This is a genomic window from Trinickia soli, from assembly GCF_002879855.1.
Taxonomy (GTDB): Bacteria; Pseudomonadota; Gammaproteobacteria; order Burkholderiales; family Burkholderiaceae; genus Trinickia; species Trinickia soli.
The window spans coordinates 224,373-244,978 of record NZ_PNYB01000005.1 but is presented as its reverse complement, the minus strand read 5'-3'; the positions used below and the strand labels follow the sequence as shown (position 1 = coordinate 244,978).

Here is a 20,606-nt window from a genome sequence, read left to right as displayed (position 1 = left end):
AGCGCGGAGGCAATAGCTGCACTCAATCCGGCCTTTATGAATCTGGCCCGATCTGCTTACAGTCGCTCGGCCACTCAGCCGTATCAAGCGTAATCGTGAATATCAGCGCGACCATGCCCGCTTCCTTCATTACCCCCTTTGGTACCTGCCATCGACAGTAACTCCTCGTGATAGCTGAACGCCTCTTCAAGCCCAGAAGGTTTCCGAAATGATTGCGGCGCAAAAAATCTCGCGCCGATCTTATTGCCCATTCTCCGACAATAGTACTTTCGCATTGAATGAAAATCCAAATCTATTTTTCGGGAAATAGTTCTTCACACCCATCGTCCCTTGTAACCGGCTTCTTTAACGTTAAGTCCCAAACACCAGGATAAGACCCGGCTCGACAATCCATAGAGCCGTCTGCACTAACGTACCGGCCATCGGGAGAAATGCGTCCAGGGGTCGACATCACGTGACTAAAGGCCTCTTCCTTCATCTTCCCATCGCCCTTTTTCTCACTATAAATGCCGGGGGCACTCAAGACCGACCGCGTCTCGCCCAACCTCGCGACCGTTGCCGTAAACGCCATTGGGGTGACTCCGACGAGATCGAGTGCCAGATACACGTTATGCTCCTGGTTCACATCGACCAAAAATCCCACCTTTTGAGGGATGTGCGATGGCACTACGCTACCACCTGAGCAGACTTGAACATCACGTACCCTGACGAAATCGACGTCCGTGAGAATGACCACTTTCTTGTTCCAATTGAAGTGGGGAGCCGCGTGCTCAATCTTCCTGGCCAATCCACAATGCTTGACCTGCCCCCCACCGACATCGATCGCAATGGCCTGAGTCGAGGGGTTGAATTTGACAGATACCGGGTCATCAGCGCATGCAGAGGACGCAGCCAAGCAGAGGAAAAGCGCGAAGTGTTTATTTAATCTCAATTTAACACCTTTAGAGCATTGCGCGTCGCGAGATAATGCTCATCCTTACCTATATAGCAACCATCGATCGCGTGCGTTACTGCGGCTGAATTTTTTCACCACCCTTTTCTGACTTTGCCATTCAAACGAGGCCACGGCTCACGTCTATTTCGAGATTTACATCGCTATTTTTAACGGTGACAAAAAATCCACCACTGCCGATACAGTTGTATGATTTCCGTACCATTCTATCAGGCACAGATATCACGACAGGGCGCTTCTTCATCTTATCGACGTTATGTCCTGGTGTGCCCCGGCAACCTTCAATCAGTTCTCAACCCGTTCCGGCAAGGCAAGGCGCACTGGAATGCGATTCAAACCGAGGCTTAAACTGTCACGACGACGCGCTTGTGATGCTTTCTTTCAAGTTCGATCGGAAGCACAATCATCACCAAAAGTACCCGAACAAAAAGTGCAACAAGCCATAACGACAACGGCATCCCCAAAATCGCTATAAACAAGAAAACTCCGGTAGATCCAAAATCACTCCCGAGAAGCCGATTCAATACCAGATAAAACGGAGCTATCGCATAGACGATATATGCATAAATTTTTGGAAACGGCGAACTTTCCTTATGCAATTTTTCAAATTTGGCCATTCCCCTTTGAATATCATATGAGACAACATCATCTCCATCGGCGAATGCCGATGTTACGAAAGACGTGTGATCAATAGTATACTTGACAGATTTGTGGGTTTTTGCCGCCCAATACGCGGTCAATGCCGCACCGCCTATCAGGCCAAGCCAGCGTGACCAACCCGGCATCGGCGCAAATCCAAAATAGAAGAAATATCCAAATATCCCGAAAAAATAATAAACGGCGAAAACACCAATTGCCGCCATGAATCCGCATGTTCTCAATGCATTCGTGCGGCGCGTCGGAAGGTATACGAGAAACGGCCCCAGAGAGCATATGCAGGCGACAAATAGGCTGGTCCTCCATGGCCAATTGGATACGGCGAAATCATCCACGTAGGCCGCATAAGAAAGAGCAGCGGCGAGTCCTGTAATTAAGAAATTGGAAAGGGTCACCTTCTTGGTTATCACCAGGATCGAATTTTGATGAAATCTTATCGCTGAAGTCAAGGGTACACTCCATTTAGCCACGCGCCGACCCGACGCGAAACAACATCAAACCCTAGTTTCTATCGGATTTTTGATAGAGCCGCCCAATAAATTCATAAATTACAAATTCGGAATGCCCTGTGACTCCGCCACCAACCTTGATATTTCGCATCCAATTTCTCGCTACCTTCCGGCATAAATCGAGCAACCGCCCGTGCTGAACACAATGGATCCCTCCCCCCCGGAAGTTCTTACCAACCACATCGGACCGAACGCGGCGCCCCACCCGCAGGCATCAGCGGTCGTTAAGAAATAGGCTTCCACCGCTGCACTCTCAGACAGTGCGGCCTTTTCACCGACGACCTTACAGGAATAATTCTTGAAGGAATCAAACGATTTATCCTGATATACCATCGACGAAATTTCATCGCTAACCGCGGCTAGGCCTTCATCCTCGATTATTAACGGTAACGGATGGGCGGAAACAGCGAACGTCGCGCTCAATCCGAGCATAATCCATAGGAATTTCTTCTTCATTTTTTTACCCAAGGAAATCATCGCAAATGTTTCGCAGGCCCAGATCAAATTTCGACATGATCTTCGCCTCCAAAATCCCTCGTCCACGGTACGTTGGGCTCGTGCCGCCATGGTGAAGAGCATATATCATTACGTTCATGTCTCCTCCATCACACGTATACGCAGCATGCGAGGGACCGGCGGCAACCCCGACGACTTAGTTTCTAGTTCCAAGTGCAACACGTTAATTGAGGTAGGGTGTTGCGATGAAGAAGAGTTACGCGCGTCTGAGCGCGGAGGGCCGAGCGGCACTTATGTGCTCTCCCGCACTCTATCCAAATACCCCAACGAACCTTTTGTTTTTTCCATTACATGAACCCACCTCACTACGTGGTCAATCGCATTGCGGTCCTTGTACCATCATCGCATGCCTCGATGCCCCAACACGCCAGTCTAGCGGCTAACGCAGCCCTTGATTGTTCCAGTGATCGGGGCCACTTTTTGTCCATCCGAACTTAACGTAAAGATTCGTTCGCGGCATTCTGCCGGATGGCCCGATGATTCATCGATGCGATATCGCGCTACGATCATCGCGCTGTCGGGACGGGTTACCAGTTCTGTAATATATGTCCGACCATCTCGTGTCTTCAAAGGCTTCTCCCCATCCGAAGAGAACATATCCAGCGCCTTTAAATCTTTCCCAGTAGAAAGATCTGATAACGTGTAATAGCGGCATTCAGTCCCGCAGCTATGAAGCCCAACGTAATGCTTTCCAGCAAAATTGACTGTCGGCGCAGCCACCTGCTTCCCCATATCGTCACGCCAGACGTCGGCAGATTTTACGTAATAAGGGGGTATCATCAGGCGCCCCACAAAAATCGTCGCAGGATAGTTCGAAAATTCAGGATTATTCAGACGGTTTTGAGCCAATGCGGGCGAACCTAAAATTAAACATAACACAAGTGCGCCGATAATTTTCTTTCCGATCATAATATCGCCCGTTCGACTAATTGGTTATAGGAAATATTGTTTTGTTTTTCCGCACACCGCTGTCCCGAAGCCTATACAATGTTCCGCCATCGAACTACCATATCGGCTTACGCCTCCGGGTCGACGGAAAAGCGAATAAGCGCACGATAAATCATCTATAAATATACGGACGACCGTCGATCTTTTCAATCAATCGCGCACAAATCGTACGCCGTCTTTTAAAACATTACCCTTATTCAACGCCCACCATTTTGTCCATATCTTGTCTCCGCTCTTGCTCGTTTTTAGCTCAAGTAGTTTCTCGCCCGGTTTGTACGCTTGATTTCCAGATGGGTCTACAGTGCTCCCGTCAGCAAAACTCGTATAATATATTTTCAGATCTTCACTATCACCAGATGCTTTGCAAAGGATGTCATCATATTTTTGATACCCTTGCCATGTCAACTCGCAGCTTTCATCGTCCTTTACGGTCAAATTAAAAATCCACGCCGGCGCAGGCGCACCTGAAGCGTGTCCCATTACGTACTGATACGAATAATTACCGACCCATTGCTGCGGCAGCGGCCCCGCATAACCAGGACCGGCACTCGCAAACAACATAAAAATTGCAAATTTGCAAAAATATCTTTTATCCATAAAATCCCTCACCCATTCCCTTGTCATATTTTTTTTGAACAACAGCAGCAGCTTCGCCTTTAGCAAACAATTCGTCATTATTCGTATCAAACCCGCTATTTTGAGTATAAACAGGGTTCACGATTTTGTTTCCATTTTTATCCGTCTTGTAACTTCCGTCATGATTTTTAGCCCACTTTTCTGCGATCACATACCCCTCAGACTTCCCAATTGCGGCCGGCCAGAATATTCGCATGTAAACGTCAGCCAATGTTTTGAGCCGCCCGCGCCAGTTCATGAAGTACGCTTTCACGTAGTCGAGCTGCTCGACGTTTGTCATCGCGGCCAGCGCATCCGAAGTGGTGCCATACTCTACGGCGATGTTTGGCATAAACTGGATCAACCCGACAGCGTTTGAGTACGGGTTCCGTATGTTCGCTCTGAAGGTCTCGCCCGATTCAAACGCCATGCATGACATAAGGTAATTTGGATCCACTTCAAGTTCCTTGCAGATCTCTAGCACTTTCCGCTTAAACTCTGGACTGACTTTCGCACCCCATGCAATCTTGCCGTCAGACTGAATGGAAAAATTCCCCACCAACCCCACCGGATGAAAATGATATACAGCCGGATCCGCAGGCAACCCCGCGACTCCATGTACCTTGTCCCACCACCGCAGCTTCTCGATCCGCTCGAGTTCCGACTGCCAGATGTACTTCCGCTCCTTCATCAGAGAGGACAGCGATTCCCACTTGCTCAGATCTCCGCCCCATTCGCTTTCGTAGCGCACGACCAAATGCGACATCGCCTGCGCAACCCACCGCACCCGCTGCGCTCGGCCAAGCTCTTGCGCACTCACCTTCCCATCGTTGTTTCCGAGCTTATCAACAACCTTCTCCAACCTCGTAATCAGCGCGCTGCCGTTAACGCTCAGAGCGCTCGGCTCGAAATCCGCTTTGTCGCCGTCAAATAACATGTCGTAGACATATAGATGACGTTTGAACGAATCGATTACCGATACGCTCGTGTTGTCGATGAGTTCGAACCCGGGCCACTCCCAAGCGCTATGCCACCCCACATGCTCATGCCCTGTCTCGCACACCCATCCCTCACGGCTATTGCCGTCAGCGGTCCCGACAGTAATCTTCCACCACTGAGCCGCCTTATCGTCCTGCGCTTTTGCCGCTGCGCCGAGCTTATCCAACTCGCTGCGCGAATACACATCGTCAAAGCCCGCCGCCGGTCCATGCGCATTAGACACATTCAACGGAAAACTGCTCCAAGCTTTGGTCGCCGCCGTAGTTGTCTTGCCTGAAAGCGCGCGCTCAACCCAAACGGGCGAGCCCTCCGCCGTCTCGATCGGTTTTACCTTCGTGTGGTGTGAATTCGAGGGCAGATGAGAATGTCCCGCCTGTTTCGCAGCTGGAGCAGGTATCGGCATCGTTACGCGTGTCGGCTGCACCTTGACCCACGGCCCTGCACCACCCGCTTTGGCGAGTGGCTTGAGCAAGAGGCCGTGAGCGACAGTCTCCTTCGCTTCGGCGACATCGACGAGCATGGCCCCGGCCTGCACGTTCAGAAACGCCTTCCGGTCAGCCAACTGCCTCGCGCGCGCCTGACTCTTCCTGATGAACGCCGGCAAGTCCGACCCCGCGAACACCTCCAAATGGATCATTGGCCGCTGCGCCGTTGGCGGCAGCTTGGAGGCCTCGCGATAACGCTGATACTCGCCCAAGTAGCCAACCACCGCACCCGCAGCAATGGGATACGGCGTGTCGAGCACCACGACCGAATCCATCGGATTCGGGTCGATCAATAGATCGAACTGATCAATCTTGACCCAGCCCGTTGGCACCCGGGGATCAACGGGATCGCCCACTACCACACCCAACGGCTCGCCCTTCACGATCTTCGCAATCGGCGCCCACCCCTTATCCTTCTCCGTCACCGCACCAAGCCGAACCTCACAGCCAACGGGCAATATCCCGATCGCGTCACCTTTCGCTTTGCTATATACCTGCGCGCCCTTTGCCAAAGGCTGCGTTGAATTTGGCTTGGCAGGCGGTTGTTGTCGATCAAGCCGAAAGGGATTCGCCGCGCTCGGATCCGCCGCCGGCGTCGTAGGTTCCAGCCAGTTCAGCGAAGCGCCCGACAGATCCGGGAAGCCAGCCGTCATGCGCGAGGGGTCAAAGCTTCCGCCGAGTGAATCAACGCGCAGCGAATCCGGCAACGAAAAGTCGAATGTGCTCGGCTCATGTTGCGTATCGTTAGCCGCGGCACCTACCCGGTACCGCTTTTCGCCCTTCCAAAATGACATGCACTTAATCGGCGACGTGGCTGGTTGGTTCGACGTTTTCGAGGGATCGCCTGCCGGCTGCGGGACGTCAATTGCGCTCTTATAGCTCTTCCAGTCGAGCAGATGCATGTACACGCTGAAAAACGTAAGCTTTTCATCTGCGGACGCTGCAGTAGACACCGGTCCTGTTGATCGGCCAGCCGACGCCGCATGCGGGCTTGAGGCGCTCGCAGAGCCAGACGCAGGGGAAGCGGCACTCGCTGTACCCGATACGTTCTGTGCCGGCGGCAATACGAGCTTGTGCCGCACAAGCACGAAGCCCGTCGAGTACATGCAGCTCTTGCCGTCCTGATACTTCAGCACGGGATACTTCGAATCGATGCGATACGCGACGACCTCGCCATCGGCGATCGCGCGTACACCGGCCTCCTGCTTCAGGATCTGTCCGGTTGCCGTGTCGAAGTGAATTCCCCCGTGCCAGATACCATTGGCGCCCAACGGATAAAACCCGTCTTCGGCGTTGCTGAGCGCCTCGAAGAAGGAATGTGCGTCGTCTGCCTCGTTATTGTCCCCCCTCGCGAATGGGTAGCTCCATTTCAAAGGCACATATGCAGGTGCCGGGGGCACAGGCGGTGATGCCGAAGCCGGCGTAGGATGCGAAGGCGCCTTCTTACGGCCTGCGGGATGTGGAGGGTTCGTTGTGCTCATGGCGTCTCTTTCTTATCGATCAACGTTGATGTCAATGCACGCAAGAAGCACCGTTGTTCAGCCCGAAAAATCCAACGATCGTCCAGGTTCCATCTGGCCCTGACCCGCAACCCCGTGCATGAAATAGTTACCACTGACCGGCCCCGCAAACACCCGCTTCGCCCCCTTCACATCGACCGTCCCCGGCGCATGTATCTCGATGTTGCCGTCTTTAATGCGGACATACGCACCGCCCGAGGTCAACAGGATCTCGCGCTTGCCCGCCATTTCGATGACATCGGTGATCGAGATCACCTTCACGCCCTTGTGCGCCTGCAGTTCGATTCCATCCGAATGCGCCCGCACTTCCACCTTCCCCTTCCCCGCAAACAACTTCATCCCCGCGTTTTGCACAAAGAGACTCAGCTTCTCCCCAATCGAAGCAATGAGCGACTTTCCGCTCGCGACGAGCGTACTCCCACCGCTGACGATGTTCACGTGCTGATCGGCTGCAATCTGCGTCGACTTCTCCGTCGCCAGCGCAATACCCGAAGGGCTCGCCATCAGCATGATCGGCTCGGCGAACCCATTCGCGTTACCCGTACCGCCGCCCGCGGTTCGCCCGCCGCCCGACGCATCCCCCGCCACGCTCTGCTGCGTCGCATTCGTGAACGCTTTCAGCGCATCATGCCCATCCTTCAAGCTCTCCGCCTGATGCGCCACGCTCGCATCCGATAGCGCTTCAATCACACTTTCCGCATTGACGAGCTGACTGCTGGCGGGCCGCACATCCATCGGTTGTTTAACCGACGCAGGATGGCTCGACACATACAGCCCCTGCCCTGCGCGAACCGCCCCGTACGCATTCGACTTCAAATCAAAACCGCTGCCCAGATACCCGCCACGTGTGTTGCCGTTGTGATCGACCAGGTATCCGAGGTGCAAATGCGAATCGGCGCTCGTCGAATAGAGATGCACGCGGTTCTGCCCCGTCGCATCGTCCATGACGAGTTGATTGAATCCGCTGCCGCCGTATTCCTTCGATCGATAGCCCGACAGCAACCCATTGGTATGCCAAACCGGCGGCGTCGGGCCACCATGCATGCGACTCAACACCACGGGCCGATCGCAATCGCCGCCCATGAAGCCGACCACCACCTCGTCACCCTTTCGCAGCGGAAAGTGCCCGCCCCGCTTCGACCCCGCATCAGGAAACGCCGCCCGCACCCATACCGATGAACGCTCATCGCTCTCGTTGCGCCGATTCCACGGAAACCACACCTTCACGCGGTTCAGCGAATCGGTGTAAATCTCCTCGCTATCGGGCCCGGCAATGATCCCCGTCTGCAACGCCATGACAGGCTTGCGATGCTCCAGTGGACTGCGAAACGGCAGGCGTCGCCGCTGCGCTTCGATCTCGACCTGGAAGTACCCTTCACTGCCGTCAGGGTGCCGGACCTTCACACCGCCGACCTCCGCCTGCGCCGCCGCCATGACTTCGGACTGCAAGCTTTCCGCGAAATCCACGACATGATCCATGCCCGGCAGATTGTTGCGAATGATCCACTTCGTGCCGAGAATCGCGAATTCACGGTCTTCTTCCGGATCCTTATCGTGAATCGGATGCCCTTCCAACGTAAACCAATAGCCGGGCCGGGCCGAACGCAAGCTGCCGATCCCATGAAACCGCTTCATCTGCGATTCCCACGCTTCCACGCGCACGGCATTGCGATGTTCGCCCCGGTCGCGTACGCCCCACGAATAAGCACCGGTGTAGTCGTACACCTCGCCTTGTGCGGGCACGTCATCGCGCGTGCTGATGGCGCTATCGATCTGTTTGGGAAGATCGGGCCGCTTGTAATCGAACGTGCGCGTCGTCAGCTTCGCGCTCTGTATCTGCTGCTGCTCTTTCCATTGCGTCAACCCGTCCACTTCTTCACGCAAGCCCGCGCGAATGAATCGCACGCTTTTCTGCTCGAGTTGCGGTACGAAGTACAAATCGTCCATCAACACGAGCGTATGCGACTTCCCGTCGCTGGCTTGCTCGAAGCGGCCGAACACCCCCGCCTCTTCCAGGCTTCGATGCACGAAGTTCCAATCGTCTTCCCATTGCACACGGTTCGAATACTGCGGCATCGCTTGCCGAAGTTCGAAACGAAACGCGCCCTGCGCCTGCGGGTGTGCATCGAAGACGTCGGCCACGATCTGCTCGCCGGTCTGCTCTTGCCAGTCGCGCAAATCCCGACGCAATGGCAAAAAGCACATCCACGAGCAAAAGCGCAATTGGTAGTACGTCAAATAGCCGTCGCTTCCCATTCGCGAAAATGATTTGACATAACCGTGATGCGGCAAATAGGTGCGATCGGCTTGCTGAACCCACAATGTGACGGGTTGCGCGATAAGCGCCTTCAGTTCGATTCGGTCGCCATACGACGAGGCCGCATCGACGACAAATTCATAATCGCGCCCAAGCCGGGACGTGCCCTTCGCCTGCAACGGCACAAGCCAATCATCCCCTAGCGGCGTATCGAGCTTGATTAAACGATTGTGTTGCGCGTTCCCGTAGAAAAGCGCGTCAAAAAGCGGGGTGAATGCCATGCCGCCACTCCATATCCTTCGCAAGCAGGGAATAAGTCTTCTGAGGCGAGGATTCTAATTGAGCCGCATGTAGAAATCGATAAACCGGCCGGCATATTTTTGGACATTCTCAAATAATACAGATCTGTATAGAGAATATTTTTCCGAAGAGGACAGGATTTGACGCGCTGACCGCCACCTTATTACCGCCCCTGGCAAATGACATCGAGCTAGTCGATTCCCGAATCAGAAATTGCCTATCGGCAATCGCCGCCTACTTCTTATGCGAATGCAACATTCAATCGCTTGAAGATCAGCCGTGCGCATGCGATGGTTCGACAACTCGTAGCGCCCTGCCTCGAACACCACGCGCAACAATCAAACAATGAAGACCCTGACCGACCAGCTTGCGCAGTACGCCGCCTACCACCGCGACCGGCGCAACATCGCCACGCATTTCGTCGGCATTCCGATGATCGTGCTCGCCCTGGCCATCCTCTTGAGCCGTCCACAGTGGCAATCCACGCCTCTTCCCTTCGGCGTTTCCCCCGCGCTCGTCATGTTCGTCTGCGCGACGATCTATTACATCGTGCTCGACGCAGCTTTAGGCATCCTCATGGCAGCGGTCTCGGCCGTCTGTCTCGTCATCGGCGCCGAACTCGCCCACGCATCGACGGCCTTATGGGCCGGCAGCGGCGCGGGCCTGTTCATCGTCGGCTGGGTCTTTCAATTCATCGGACACGTAGCTTACGAACACCGCAAGCCGGCCTTCGCCGACGATCTGATCGGGCTCGTCATAGGCCCCTTGTTCGTGCTTGCCGAAATCCTGTTCGGCTTCGGCTGGCGTCGCGTGTTGCGCGACACGATCGAACGCAAAGCCAGCGCACTACGTGACGACCAACAAAATCCACATCAACCAATCTGACGAACACCGCTCGGCATGCGCAACAGCAACACGCTATGCACGGCCGTGACGGCGACAGCGATCCAGATCGGCACATAGGTGCCAAGTTCTTGCACGGTCAGCGATTCGCCAAGGAAGGTGACCGAAAACAAAACCAGCAAGACCGGCTCGACATAGCCGAGGATGCCGAACAGCGCCATCGGCAACAGGCGGCTCGACTTCAGGTAACTCGCCAATGCGCTCGTACTGAGCGCGCCCAGTCCTGGCAGCAGCAGCGCCCATAACAGCGGCTGCCGCAATGCGGCCTGCGCGCCGGCGCTCAATGCGATGATCGGCAGCGCGGCGGGCAACAACAGCAGCACTTCCAACGCAAACGTAGCCAGCGAGTCGCCGCCAAGCTTACGACGCAGCACGAAGTACGGCGGATACCCGACGGCAACGAGCAGCGTCGGCCAGGAGAACGCGTGCGTCACCCATAGCTCGTGCGCGACGCCCAACACAGCGAACCCCACGGCCAACCATTGCAGCGGCACGAGCCGCTCCCGGTAATAGAACCGGCCGACCAGCACCATCGACAGCGGCAGCAGGAAATAGCCAAGCGATACCTCGAGCATGCGGCCGTGCAACGGCGCCCACATGAAGAGCCAAAGCTGCGCACCAAGCAATGCACTCGCGCACAAAAGCATCAGCGCACGCACCGGCTCGCGCACTGTCGCGCACATAAGTTGCATCAGTTGCGCACTGCGCCCGCGCAAGACGACCAGCAGCAGCGCACCGGGCACCGTCCATACGATGCGCCACGCGAAGATATCGAGGCCGTCGAGGGGGCGCAGAATGCGGGTATAAACGGACAACAGCGCGAACAACGTCGTTGCCACGACCGACAGCGCAATACCTTGCCCCGTTTGGTTTCGATCCATCAATTTTTATTCGGCGATTTCAATGCAAGCCGCATGTCATTCCTTCGCGTAGCCGACAAAAAAGGCCCGCATTGTATGGCGAAGCGCCGCTCAATGCTGCTCGAACCTCGCAAAGCGCTTATCGACGCGCCGCTCCTCGCTGAAGAAGTCGGTCACCCTTGCGGAAGGCGGGCCGCGCCGCATCCATTCAAGCATCCGGTCGATCTGGTTCGCCGAGCCCTGCAGCATCGCCTCGACAGAGCCGTCCGACACGTTCGCCACCCATCCCGTCACGCCAAGCGCATGTGCATGCCGCAAGGTCGCATGCCTGAACCCGACGCCCTGCACCACCCCGCGAACGCGTACATAGTACGTCTCCATTCGCTTATCCAAATCCGGGCCTTCCATCGCAGCCTCTCCTGCCTGAGTTTCGTCAATCCCGCATTGTAGTCGCCGGCTCGAAAACGGTTTCGGATCGCTCCCTTGCATCCGGCGCTAAAGAAAAGGTCCAAAGCAGTCGTTAAATGCACTGATTGATTGCGTATGCGCGACAGCTCAATTGGCGAAAGGAGGCGTTACGGTGGCGCTACTGGATCACGCGGCGCGAGTCGGTCGAACCCGCTTTTTCCGAAGCCGGCTCGCCGAAAGAAGCACGACCATGCTGACGGTCGTCGTATGCGCGATCGCCGTCGGGATCGTCGCGTTCGGCGCAAGCCAGATCTTTGCCGCGCGCGAACTCGACGACGTGCAACTCGCGCGCGCGCTGCAGGTACGCGACAGCGTCGAGCGGTTGGAAAGCGTGTACGCCGATGCCGACGCGGATTTTCTGCATCTCGTCGCCGATCCCGAATCGCACGCTATCCCTTGGCCCGTTGACCGCATCGAGCGTGCGGAACGCGCGCTTGATGCCTTGTCGCAAGCCTACGCCGCTTCGCACGAACGCACGGCCGGCATCGAACAGTTGCGCGGCGCAACGCATGAATGGCAGCGCAGCATCGGTCAAGCCATGCTTGGCGCGCAATCCGCCGGGCAAGCCGTGCTGCTGCCGCGTGTCGCGCTGCTGGCAATCGAAGACAGCCGCCACCGCGTAGCCAGCGAACTTCGCACGTTAGACGCCAGGCAAGAGCTTTCCGCCGGCGCGCACACAAGCAAAATCGCACGACGTTCTGCCTCGGAACGCATCGCACTCGCCGCCGCGGCTGCCGCCGCTTTCTTTTTACTTGTCTGCGCCTTTCGAGCAAACCATCGACTCAGCCTGGTGCGCGCCCGTGCGCGCATATCGGCCGAGGAAGGCGAAGCGCGCTTTCGCGAGTACTTCGAGGAGCATCCGTTGCCGATGCTCATTTACGATGTCGAAACGCTGACGATCGCGGCCATCAACGGCGCCGCCGTGCGCCAATACGGCTACGCACGGGACGAACTGGCGGGCATGTCGATCGCGGCGCTCAGGCCGGCCGAGGAAAGCGCCGCCTTCATGGCCCGATTTGCCGAGCTGGCGTCGACATCTGGTACGACGAGCGGCTCGACCCTCGTTCGAACGCACGTCCGCAAAGACGGTTCGCGCTTCTTCGTCGAGGCGTCTTATCACTTCATGACCTACGCCAATCGGCGCGCGTGCTTCGTCGTGGCGATCGACGTCACGGAAAAAGAGACCGCCAAAGCCGCCCTGCGCGAGTCGAAGCAAATGCTCGAGGCTGTCATCGACAGCGTGCCGCAGCGCATTTTCTGGAAGAACAAGGATTCGCGCTACCTTGGATGCAATCGAGCGTTCGCGCAGGACGTGGGCCTTGCCGACGCTTCGCAGATCGTCGGCGTCACCGATGACGATCTGCCGTGGCGCGCAGCCGCCGCAAGCGCACGCATGCGCGATCGCGAAGTCATTCAAAGCGGCCGGCCGCTGGCCAACTACGAGGAGTTTTCACCGTCGGCAAGCGGCGCTTGGCGCTGGCTGCGCAAGACGAAGGTGCCGCTGCGCAATGCGCAGGGCGAGGTCATCGGTCTGCTCGCCACCTACGAAGACGTGACCGAGCGCAAAGGCGTCGAGCTCGCGTTGCGGTTGCGCAGTCGTGCGCTCGACGCCATCGTCAATGCCGTTTTGATCACGCGTGTGACCGAACAAGGCAATCTGATCGAATACGCCAATCCCGCTTTCGAGCGCATCACCGGATATTCGGTCGCAGACGTCAAAGGCCTGGACTTCCGATTCCTGCAGCGAGACGATCGCCAACAGGTCGGCATCGACGCCATTCGCAGCGCTCTGGCCGAGCAACGCGAAGTCACGACGTTGCTGCGCAATTATCGGCGCGACGGCACGCTCTTTTGGAATCAGATCTATATCGCGCCTGTGCGCGACGACAACGCAGAAGTGACCCATCACATCAGCGTCGTCAACGATGTCACCGAACTCGTTCAATCGCGCGATTTGCTGAGCCAGCAAGCGAATTTCGATTCGCTGACGTCGCTGCCGAATCGTTACCGACTCAACGAACGCCTCGTCCAGGCGATCCGGGACGCCGAACGCGACGGCACGCGCGGCGCCGTCGCGTTCATGGACATCGATCACTTCAAGGATGTCAACGACAGCCTGGGGCACGGCATCGGCGATCGCCTGCTACGCGAAATCAGCGAGCGGTTGTCTTCGTGCGTGAGCGAGACGGACACGGTCGCACGCTACGGCGGCGACGAATTCGTCATGGTCGTCTGCGAAGGCGCGCACGAGGATCGCCTCACCGGCGTGCTCGCGCGCGTATCGCAAGCGTTCGCGCGGCCCGTATGGATCGACGATACCGAGTTCTATGTCGAAGCGAGCATCGGCGTTGCCTGTTTCCCCCGCGACGGCAACGACCCCGAAACGCTGCTGCGCCGCGCCGACCTTGCAATGTATCGCGCCAAATCGAACGGCCGCAACGCGCTGCAGCAGTTCACGCCCGAACTGGGCCGGCGCGCCGACGAACGGCTCGCGCTGTCGCGCCGCATGCGCGCTGCCTTGTCCAACGGCGAATTCCGCCTCGACTATCAGCCGCAGGTCGATCTGCAATCGAACCGCGTCACCGGCGTCGAGGCGCTGCTGCGCTGGACCGACAGCGAGCTCGGTCCCGTCAGTCCCGCAACGTTTATTCCGATCGCCGAAGAAAACGGCCTCATCGTTCCGATCGGCGAGTGGGTCATGCAGCAAGCCTGTTTCCAGGCACAGGTATGGCAGGCGTCGTTGCCTGGGCTGCGCATGTCGGTGAATCTGTCGCCGCGGCAATTCGCCCGCGGCGATTTTCTGCGCGTCGTGCAGCGTGCGCTGGCGCGCGCGCGTCTATCGCCGCGGCTGCTCGAGCTCGAGATCACCGAGGGCGCGTTGATGTCGGTCGGCGCACTCGACGTATTGCGCGCATTGCGTGCAATGGACATCGATATCGCGATCGACGATTTCGGCACCGGCTATTCGAGCCTTTCTTACATTCGCAATTTCCATGCGGAGCGGCTCAAGCTCGACATGTCGTTCGTTTCCGGCATCGGCCGTCATCGCGAAGACGAAGTCATCACGCGTGCGATTCTTTCGCTTGGACGCGCACTCGGCTTCCAGGTCGTAGCCGAAGGCGTCGAAACGGACACGCAGCTTTCGTTCCTGCGCCGACACGGCTGCCGGGTCGTGCAAGGCTATCGCTTCGCTCGGCCGATGCCGGCCGCCGATGCGCATGCATTCATCAGTCAGTTCAACGAAGGCGCGCTCGCGCATAGCTGAGCGGCGCCGACAACTTTCAGTACAATCTCGCCGAATCCAGGCAACGAACGCAGCGAACCATCGCGCAAGCGCCATACCATGACTGAATCTTCCAGCGATCTCGTGCTCGTCACGGGCGCATCGGGCTTCGTCGGCTCCGCCGTCGCCCGGGCGGCGCTCGCGCGCGGCATGCGCGTACGTGTGCTCGTGCGCGCAACGAGTCCGCGCAAGAATCTCGAATCGCTCGATGCCGAAATCGTCGTCGGCGACATGCGCGACGAATCGTCGATGCGCGACGCGCTACGCGGCGTGCGCCATCTCTTTCACGTAGCGGCCGATTATCGGCTGTGGGCGCCCGATCCCTCCGAGATCGAGCGCGCCAACCTCGAAGGCACCGAAGCGACGATGCGTGCCGCGCTCGCGCAAGGGGTGGAGCGCATCGTCTATACGAGCAGCGTGGCCACGCTCAAAGTCACGAGCGAAGGCCGTGTAGCTGACGAAACGGCGCCGCTGACGGCCGCTCAAGCGATCGGTGTCTACAAGCGCAGCAAGGTGCTGGCCGAGCGCGCCGTCGAACGCATGATCGAGCGGGAGGGCCTGCCCGCCGTCATCGTCAATCCGTCGACGCCGATCGGGCCGCGTGACGTGCGCCCCACGCCGACGGGCCGCATCATCCTCGAAGCGGCACTCGGCAAAATTCCTGCATTCGTCGATACGGGCCTGAACCTCGTGCATGTCGATGACGTGGCGCGCGGTCATCTGCTCGCACTCGAGCGCGGCACGATTGGCGAGCGCTATATCCTCGGCGGCGAAAACCTGCCGCTGCAACAGATGCTTGCCGATATCGCGCAGGAAACCGGCCGCAAAGCGCCGTCGATCAGCCTGCCGCGCTGGCCGCTCTATCCGCTGGCGTTCGGCGCCGAATGCGTGGCCAAGTTCACCAGGCGCGAACCGTTCGTGACCGTCGATGGGCTCAAGATGTCGAAGAACAAAATGTATTTCTCGTCGGCCAAGGCCGAGCGCGAACTGGGCTACCGCGCGCGGCCCTATCTCGACGGGCTGCGCGATGCGTTGCAATGGTTTCGCGAAGCCGGTTACCTGCAAGGCTGACGCATGGCCGACCGCGGCGCGTGCATTTTGTTACAACTCGACGGCCTCGCGCGCGAATGCAGTCGGCGCGCACCCGGTAGAATCGCGTCTCTTTGCTTGAGATAGCCGTCGTCGTATGAACCTGGAAGAACAGATCGGTGCGATCGACGCACAGGTCGATCGGCTCAGTGAGCTCCTTCGGCTTGCGCAGGCCGCCGCCGGGCAGGCCAGGGCCGAAGCCTTGCCCGAAACCGAAACCGAAGCCAACGCAGCGCCCGAACCGTCCGCAGGACCGGAGGCACAGCCGACGCTACGCGTCGCGCGTCCTTCGCACAACGAGCTGACGTTGAGCATCGGCGCGCAAACCGTTACGCTGCGCCCCGAGCAGATCGGTCAATTGATCGAGGAACTCGCGAACGCGCGCGCGTCGATGAAGCCCGAGCCGCCGATGGCGCTTGCGCCGGGTTGGCGTTTCGCCTCCACGAAAAACCCCGTCATGGCCATGCAAAAGCAGACAAACGGCGACCGTCTCTTGTTTGCGCGGCATACGGGCCACGGCTGGGTGCCGTTCGCGTTCTCCCCCGACGCCGCGATTCAGCTTTACATGTTGCTGACACAGAAATAGCAGCAACGGCAGCCATCGGAGCGGCGTTCAATTGCCCCGCGCCGGCGCTTGGACGCGCGCCTTCCACTGGCCGCCCTTGCCGCGCCAATAACGCACGGCGGATGCAACGGTCGCACCGACGTAAAACAACGCGACGAGCGGCAGAGCCGGCGCCCACCAGGGCGAGCGGCCGTAGTAACGCAGCATCGGCGCATAGGCGCAGCACATTGCGCCCCACGCAAGCCATGCCGGCCAGCCGAGCGGGCCAAGCACGATTGCGACGACGGGTGGCGCGAGATAGATCACCGTCATGCCCACCAAGGTGCCGGCAAGCAGCCACGGCGAATAATGCAATTGTGTGAAGGCCGTGCGCGCGATCATGTTCCAGATTTCGCCGGGGCCGTCATACGGGCGCAGCGAATGGCTCTTCGCCGCAACGTCGAGCGAAATCGAATGACCGCCTTGCCCACGGTGTTTGATGCGCGCCGCGAGCGAGCAATCGTCGATGAGCGCCGAGCGGATCGACGCCATCCCGCCGGCCTCTTCGAGTGCCGCGCGTTTGACGAGCATGCAGCCGCCGGCCGCGGCCGCCGTCTTGTTGCGCGGATTGCCCACCCACTTGAAGGGATAAAGCTTCGCGAAGAAAAACACGAACGCCGGAATCAGCGCCTTCTCCCAGAAGGAATCGCAACGCAGCCGCACCATCAGCGAAACGAGATCACGCTGCTCGATCGTTGCGCGCGCAACGAGTTCGGTGACGGCATCTGCCGGGTGCGCGATATCCGCGTCCGTCAGCAGCAGGTAATCGGCCGGCAAGCCGCGTCCGGTGACGGCCGCCACGCCTTGAGACTGCGCCCAGACTTTGCCGGACCACCCCGCGGGCAACGGCTCGGCCGCGATGACCGTCAGCCGGTCGGGCTTGCCGAGCGCCAAGGCAGCCGCACGAGCCGCGTCCGCGGTGCCGTCCGTGCTGTGATCGTCGACGACGACGACATGGAACGGCCCGGCATATGCCTGCTCGATCAACGACGTCACCGCCGGGCCGATCACGTCGGCTTCATTGCGTGCTGGCACGACCGCCACCACGGCCGGCCAGGTCTCGATCGTATCGACGGCGACGGACGGGGCGCAGCGCGTACGCCAAAACCCGCCCCGCGCGAACAGCAGGACGCACCAAATGATCAGCGAGAGGATCGACAGGCCGAATAACATGCGACGAAATGAATTTGAAAGGATTGGCGAAAGCAAACCGCAACCAAATGCGCGCGGTTCGCTAGTCTACCGGCTTGCCGCCGGGGATGGCGCGACCGCCGCCCCTGATCCGTCGACCCGGCCCGCGGCCGCCGGACATGCTGGTATTTCGCAACGCCTGTGTGCCTTGCGGAAAGCGTTCGCGGCCCGATAGCGTTAGAATGCGCGTTTGGGTTGGTTTGCCGGCTATCGCGGCCGCTTTCTAATAATAGGTTTGGAATCGGGGCCATCACGCCGCTCATCGCCGGCGGCTCGGTCGCCCGGTCAGGTCGGAGTTCGCCATCAATGCGAGTCATCCTTGCTCAACCCCGCGGCTTTTGTGCGGGCGTCGTACGTGCGATCGAAATCGTCGATCGCGCATTACAACGGCACGGCGCCCCCGTGTACGTGCGACACGAAATCGTGCATAACCGGCACGTCGTCGAGAATCTGCGCAGCAAAGGCGCGCGGTTCGTCGAGGAATTGGATGAAGTGCCGCACGGCGCGGTCGCCATTTTCAGCGCGCACGGCGTAGCGCAAAGCGTCGAACGCGACGCGCAGGCCCGCGGGCTCGATGTGCTCGACGCCACCTGCCCGCTCGTCACGAAAGTGCATGTGCAAGGGCGCCAATATGTGGCCGCCGGCCGCACGCTGATCCTGATCGGCCATGCCGGGCACCCCGAAGTCGAAGGCACGATCGGCCAGATCCCGGGCAAGGTGCTACTCGTGCAAAGCGAGGCCGAAGTCGCCACGCTCGATCTGCCCGAGGACACGCCGCTCGCCTACGTGACGCAAACCACGCTGTCCGTGGACGATACGCGCGGCATTATCGAAGCGCTCACGCGGCGTTTCAGCAATATCGTCGGCCCCGATACGCGCGATATCTGCTACGCCACGCAAAACCGGCAGGCCGCAGTGCGCGAATTGAGCGAGCAAGTGGACGTGTTGCTCGTGGTCGGCGCAACCAACAGCTCGAATTCGAATCGCCTGCGCGAGATCGGCGCCGAAACCGGCGTACCGAGCTACCTCGTGGCCGACGGCTCGGAACTGAAGCCCGAATGGTTCGCCAATGCGCAGACGGTTGGCATCACGGCTGGCGCATCGGCGCCGGAAGAAATGGTCGAACACGTGATCAGCGCGCTGCGCAAACTGGGCCCCGTCGAAGTTTCGACGATGTCGGGCCGCGAAGAAAAAGTCGAATTCAAGCTGCCGGCAAAGCTCATCGAGCCTGCCGACGCACGCCAAGTTTAAGGAGTTTGCCGTGTCCATCCCGCTTTTGCAGAAACTTCGCGTTGGCGCCTACATCACGCGCCAGCATCTCAGCGGCAACAAACGCTATCCGCTCGCGCTGATGCTCGAGCCGCTCTTTCGTTGCAACCTCGCATGCAACGGCTGCGGCAAGATCGATTACCCGGATCCGATCCTGAATCAACGGCTGTCGGTGGAAGAGTGCCTCGGCGCGGTGGACGAGTGCGGCGCCCCGGTGGTGTCGATCGCCGGCGGCGAGCCGCTGCTGCATAAGGAAATGCCCACCATCGTGAAGGGCATCATCGCACGCAAGAAGTTCGTCTATCTCTGCACGAACGCGCTGCTGATGGAAAAGAAGATGGACGACTATCAGCCAAGCCCGTACTTCGTCTGGTCGGTTCACCTCGACGGCGACCAGGCGATGCACGACCATTCGGTGTCGCAAGACGGCGTATACGACAAGGCCGTCGCCGCGATTCGCGAGGCCAAGCGCCGGGGCTTTCGCGTCAACATCAACTGCACGCTGTTCAACGATGCGAAGCCGGAACGCGTCGCCGCGTTCTTCGATACGCTCGGCCCGATGGGGGTCGACGGCATCACGGTTTCGCCCGGCTATGCTTACGAGCGCGCGCCCGATCAGCAGCACTTCCTCAACCGCGATAAAACCAAGCAGTTGTTCCGCGAAATCTTCAAGCGCGGCAATCGCGGCAAGAACTGGTCGTTCAGCCAGTCGGCGATGTTCCTCGATTTCCTCGCCGGCAACCAAACCTATCACTGCACGCCATGGGGCAACCCGGCGCGCACGGTGTTCGGCTGGCAGCGTCCGTGCTATCTCGTCGGCGAAGGGTACGCAAAGACCTTCAAGGAACTGATGGAAGAAACGGACTGGGACGCTTATGGCACCGGCAACTACGAAAAGTGCGCGGATTGCATGGTCCATAGCGGTTTCGAAGCAACGGCCGTCATGGATACGGTTGCACATCCGCTGAAGGCATTGGGCGTCAGCATGCGCGGCCCGAAGATCGAAGGCGCCTTCGCCAAGGACATTCCGCTCGACAAGCAGCGGCCGGCCGAATACGTCTTCTCGCGCCACGTCGAGATCAAACTCGAAGAAATCGGGCGCGCAGCCAACGCGAAAAACACGCGTACGGCGGCGGCGCACTGAGCATCGGCGCGGGCGGACCCCTTCGCACAACCCGAAA

The 20,606-nt window shown here is 58.7% G+C and carries 16 protein-coding genes; 7 read left to right on the top strand and 9 right to left on the bottom strand.

Annotated features, from left to right (window positions below):
- The first annotated feature begins 688 nt into the window (after nt 1-688).
- A complete protein-coding gene (locus tag C0Z19_RS27915) occupies nt 689-925 on the top strand; it encodes a hypothetical protein (RefSeq protein WP_146012021.1) in 237 nt (78 codons plus the stop codon).
- A 371-nt stretch (nt 926-1,296) separates the two neighbouring features.
- Here the strand turns inward: C0Z19_RS27915 and C0Z19_RS08280 are convergent, their stop codons facing one another.
- The 6 genes from C0Z19_RS08280 to C0Z19_RS08260 all read right to left on the bottom strand — a co-directional run bounded on the left by C0Z19_RS08280 (nt 1,297) and on the right by C0Z19_RS08260 (nt 9,739).
- Nucleotides 1,297-2,058: a hypothetical protein gene (locus C0Z19_RS08280; RefSeq protein ID WP_102609370.1), complete on the bottom strand. Its 762-nt coding sequence runs from the start codon at nt 2,056-2,058 to the stop codon at nt 1,297-1,299.
- Nucleotides 2,059-2,220: 162 nt separating this feature from the next.
- Nucleotides 2,221-2,697: an SMP domain-containing protein gene (locus C0Z19_RS08275; protein WP_146012020.1), complete on the bottom strand. Its 477-nt coding sequence runs from the start codon at nt 2,695-2,697 to the stop codon at nt 2,221-2,223.
- Between the two features lie 309 nt (nt 2,698-3,006).
- Nucleotides 3,007-3,543 carry a hypothetical protein gene (locus C0Z19_RS08270; protein ID WP_233196052.1) on the bottom strand — a complete coding sequence of 179 codons (537 nt, stop codon included), beginning with the start codon at nt 3,541-3,543 and terminating at the stop codon, nt 3,007-3,009.
- A 189-nt stretch (nt 3,544-3,732) separates the two neighbouring features.
- The gene (locus tag C0Z19_RS27910) at nt 3,733-4,179 is read right to left on the bottom strand and encodes a DUF5991 domain-containing protein (protein ID WP_146012019.1); all 447 of its coding nucleotides are present in this window, start codon (nt 4,177-4,179) and stop codon (nt 3,733-3,735) included.
- Nucleotides 4,172-7,162, bottom strand: coding sequence for a lytic transglycosylase domain-containing protein (locus tag C0Z19_RS08265; RefSeq protein WP_146012018.1), 2,991 nt, complete (start codon nt 7,160-7,162; stop codon nt 4,172-4,174). The genes C0Z19_RS27910 and C0Z19_RS08265 overlap by 8 nt, the downstream gene beginning before the upstream one ends.
- 57 nt (nt 7,163-7,219) lie before the next feature.
- The gene (locus C0Z19_RS08260; protein ID WP_102609309.1) at nt 7,220-9,739 is read right to left on the bottom strand and encodes a type VI secretion system Vgr family protein; all 2,520 of its coding nucleotides are present in this window, start codon (nt 9,737-9,739) and stop codon (nt 7,220-7,222) included.
- Nucleotides 9,740-10,103: 364 nt separating this feature from the next.
- On the opposite strand from C0Z19_RS08260, the gene C0Z19_RS08255 reads away from it, so the two are divergent.
- Nucleotides 10,104-10,643 (top strand): Mpo1 family 2-hydroxy fatty acid dioxygenase, encoded by a 540-nt coding sequence (locus C0Z19_RS08255; protein WP_102609308.1) that lies wholly within the window; start codon nt 10,104-10,106, stop codon nt 10,641-10,643.
- Here the strand turns inward: C0Z19_RS08255 and rarD are convergent.
- Together rarD and C0Z19_RS08245 are read right to left on the bottom strand one after the other, a co-directional pair.
- A complete protein-coding gene (rarD, locus tag C0Z19_RS08250) occupies nt 10,631-11,542 on the bottom strand; it encodes an EamA family transporter RarD (RefSeq protein WP_102609307.1) in 912 nt (303 codons plus the stop codon). The genes C0Z19_RS08255 and rarD overlap by 13 nt on opposite strands.
- A gap of 90 nt (nt 11,543-11,632) precedes the next feature.
- Nucleotides 11,633-11,929 (bottom strand): acylphosphatase, encoded by a 297-nt coding sequence (locus C0Z19_RS08245; protein WP_102609306.1) that lies wholly within the window; start codon nt 11,927-11,929, stop codon nt 11,633-11,635.
- A gap of 250 nt (nt 11,930-12,179) precedes the next feature.
- On the opposite strand from C0Z19_RS08245, the gene C0Z19_RS08240 reads away from it, so the two are divergent.
- From C0Z19_RS08240 to C0Z19_RS08230, 3 genes are all read left to right on the top strand, one after another.
- On the top strand, nt 12,180-15,254 hold the full coding sequence (locus C0Z19_RS08240; protein ID WP_146012017.1) for a sensor domain-containing protein: 3,075 nt from the start codon (nt 12,180-12,182) through the stop codon (nt 15,252-15,254).
- A 78-nt stretch (nt 15,255-15,332) separates the two neighbouring features.
- Nucleotides 15,333-16,343: a hopanoid-associated sugar epimerase gene (hpnA, locus tag C0Z19_RS08235; RefSeq protein WP_102609304.1), complete on the top strand. Its 1,011-nt coding sequence runs from the start codon at nt 15,333-15,335 to the stop codon at nt 16,341-16,343.
- A 115-nt stretch (nt 16,344-16,458) separates the two neighbouring features.
- Nucleotides 16,459-16,947: a hypothetical protein gene (locus tag C0Z19_RS08230; protein WP_102609303.1), complete on the top strand. Its 489-nt coding sequence runs from the start codon at nt 16,459-16,461 to the stop codon at nt 16,945-16,947.
- A 27-nt stretch (nt 16,948-16,974) separates the two neighbouring features.
- Here C0Z19_RS08230 and C0Z19_RS08225 read toward each other — a convergent pair whose 3' ends face one another.
- Nucleotides 16,975-18,138 carry a glycosyltransferase gene (locus C0Z19_RS08225; protein ID WP_102609302.1) on the bottom strand — a complete coding sequence of 388 codons (1,164 nt, stop codon included), beginning with the start codon at nt 18,136-18,138 and terminating at the stop codon, nt 16,975-16,977.
- A gap of 324 nt (nt 18,139-18,462) precedes the next feature.
- Here C0Z19_RS08225 and ispH point away from each other — a divergent pair, with 324 nt between their 5' ends.
- Both ispH and hpnH read left to right on the top strand, forming a co-directional pair.
- Nucleotides 18,463-19,407: a 4-hydroxy-3-methylbut-2-enyl diphosphate reductase gene (ispH, locus tag C0Z19_RS08220; RefSeq protein ID WP_102609301.1), complete on the top strand. Its 945-nt coding sequence runs from the start codon at nt 18,463-18,465 to the stop codon at nt 19,405-19,407.
- Nucleotides 19,408-19,417: 10 nt separating this feature from the next.
- Complete coding sequence (gene hpnH, locus C0Z19_RS08215; protein ID WP_102609300.1) at nt 19,418-20,569, top strand: adenosyl-hopene transferase HpnH; 1,152 nt, start codon at nt 19,418-19,420, stop codon at nt 20,567-20,569.
- Nucleotides 20,570-20,606: the final 37 nt, after the last annotated feature.

Bases quoted from the DNA above. Each gene is read 5' to 3' on its own strand.
- C0Z19_RS08240 (WP_146012017.1), top strand. From the start codon at position 12,180: ATGCTGACGGTCGTCGTATGCGCGATCGCCGTCGGGATCGTCGCGTTC.
- C0Z19_RS08230 (WP_102609303.1), top strand. From the start codon at position 16,459: ATGAACCTGGAAGAACAGATCGGTGCGATCGACGCACAGGTCGATCGG.
- C0Z19_RS08270 (WP_233196052.1), bottom strand. From the start codon at position 3,543: ATGATCGGAAAGAAAATTATCGGCGCACTTGTGTTATGTTTAATTTTA.
- C0Z19_RS27910 (WP_146012019.1), bottom strand. From the start codon at position 4,179: ATGGATAAAAGATATTTTTGCAAATTTGCAATTTTTATGTTGTTTGCG.
- C0Z19_RS08275 (WP_146012020.1), bottom strand. From the start codon at position 2,697: ATGCTCTTCACCATGGCGGCACGAGCCCAACGTACCGTGGACGAGGGA.
- C0Z19_RS08265 (WP_146012018.1), bottom strand. From the start codon at position 7,162: ATGAGCACAACGAACCCTCCACATCCCGCAGGCCGTAAGAAGGCGCCT.
- C0Z19_RS08260 (WP_102609309.1), bottom strand. From the start codon at position 9,739: ATGGCATTCACCCCGCTTTTTGACGCGCTTTTCTACGGGAACGCGCAA.
- C0Z19_RS08255 (WP_102609308.1), top strand. From the start codon at position 10,104: ATGAAGACCCTGACCGACCAGCTTGCGCAGTACGCCGCCTACCACCGC.
- rarD (WP_102609307.1), bottom strand. From the start codon at position 11,542: ATGGATCGAAACCAAACGGGGCAAGGTATTGCGCTGTCGGTCGTGGCA.
- hpnA (WP_102609304.1), top strand. From the start codon at position 15,333: ATGACTGAATCTTCCAGCGATCTCGTGCTCGTCACGGGCGCATCGGGC.
- ispH (WP_102609301.1), top strand. From the start codon at position 18,463: ATGCGAGTCATCCTTGCTCAACCCCGCGGCTTTTGTGCGGGCGTCGTA.
- C0Z19_RS08225 (WP_102609302.1), bottom strand. From the start codon at position 18,138: ATGTTATTCGGCCTGTCGATCCTCTCGCTGATCATTTGGTGCGTCCTG.
- C0Z19_RS08245 (WP_102609306.1), bottom strand. From the start codon at position 11,929: ATGGAAGGCCCGGATTTGGATAAGCGAATGGAGACGTACTATGTACGC.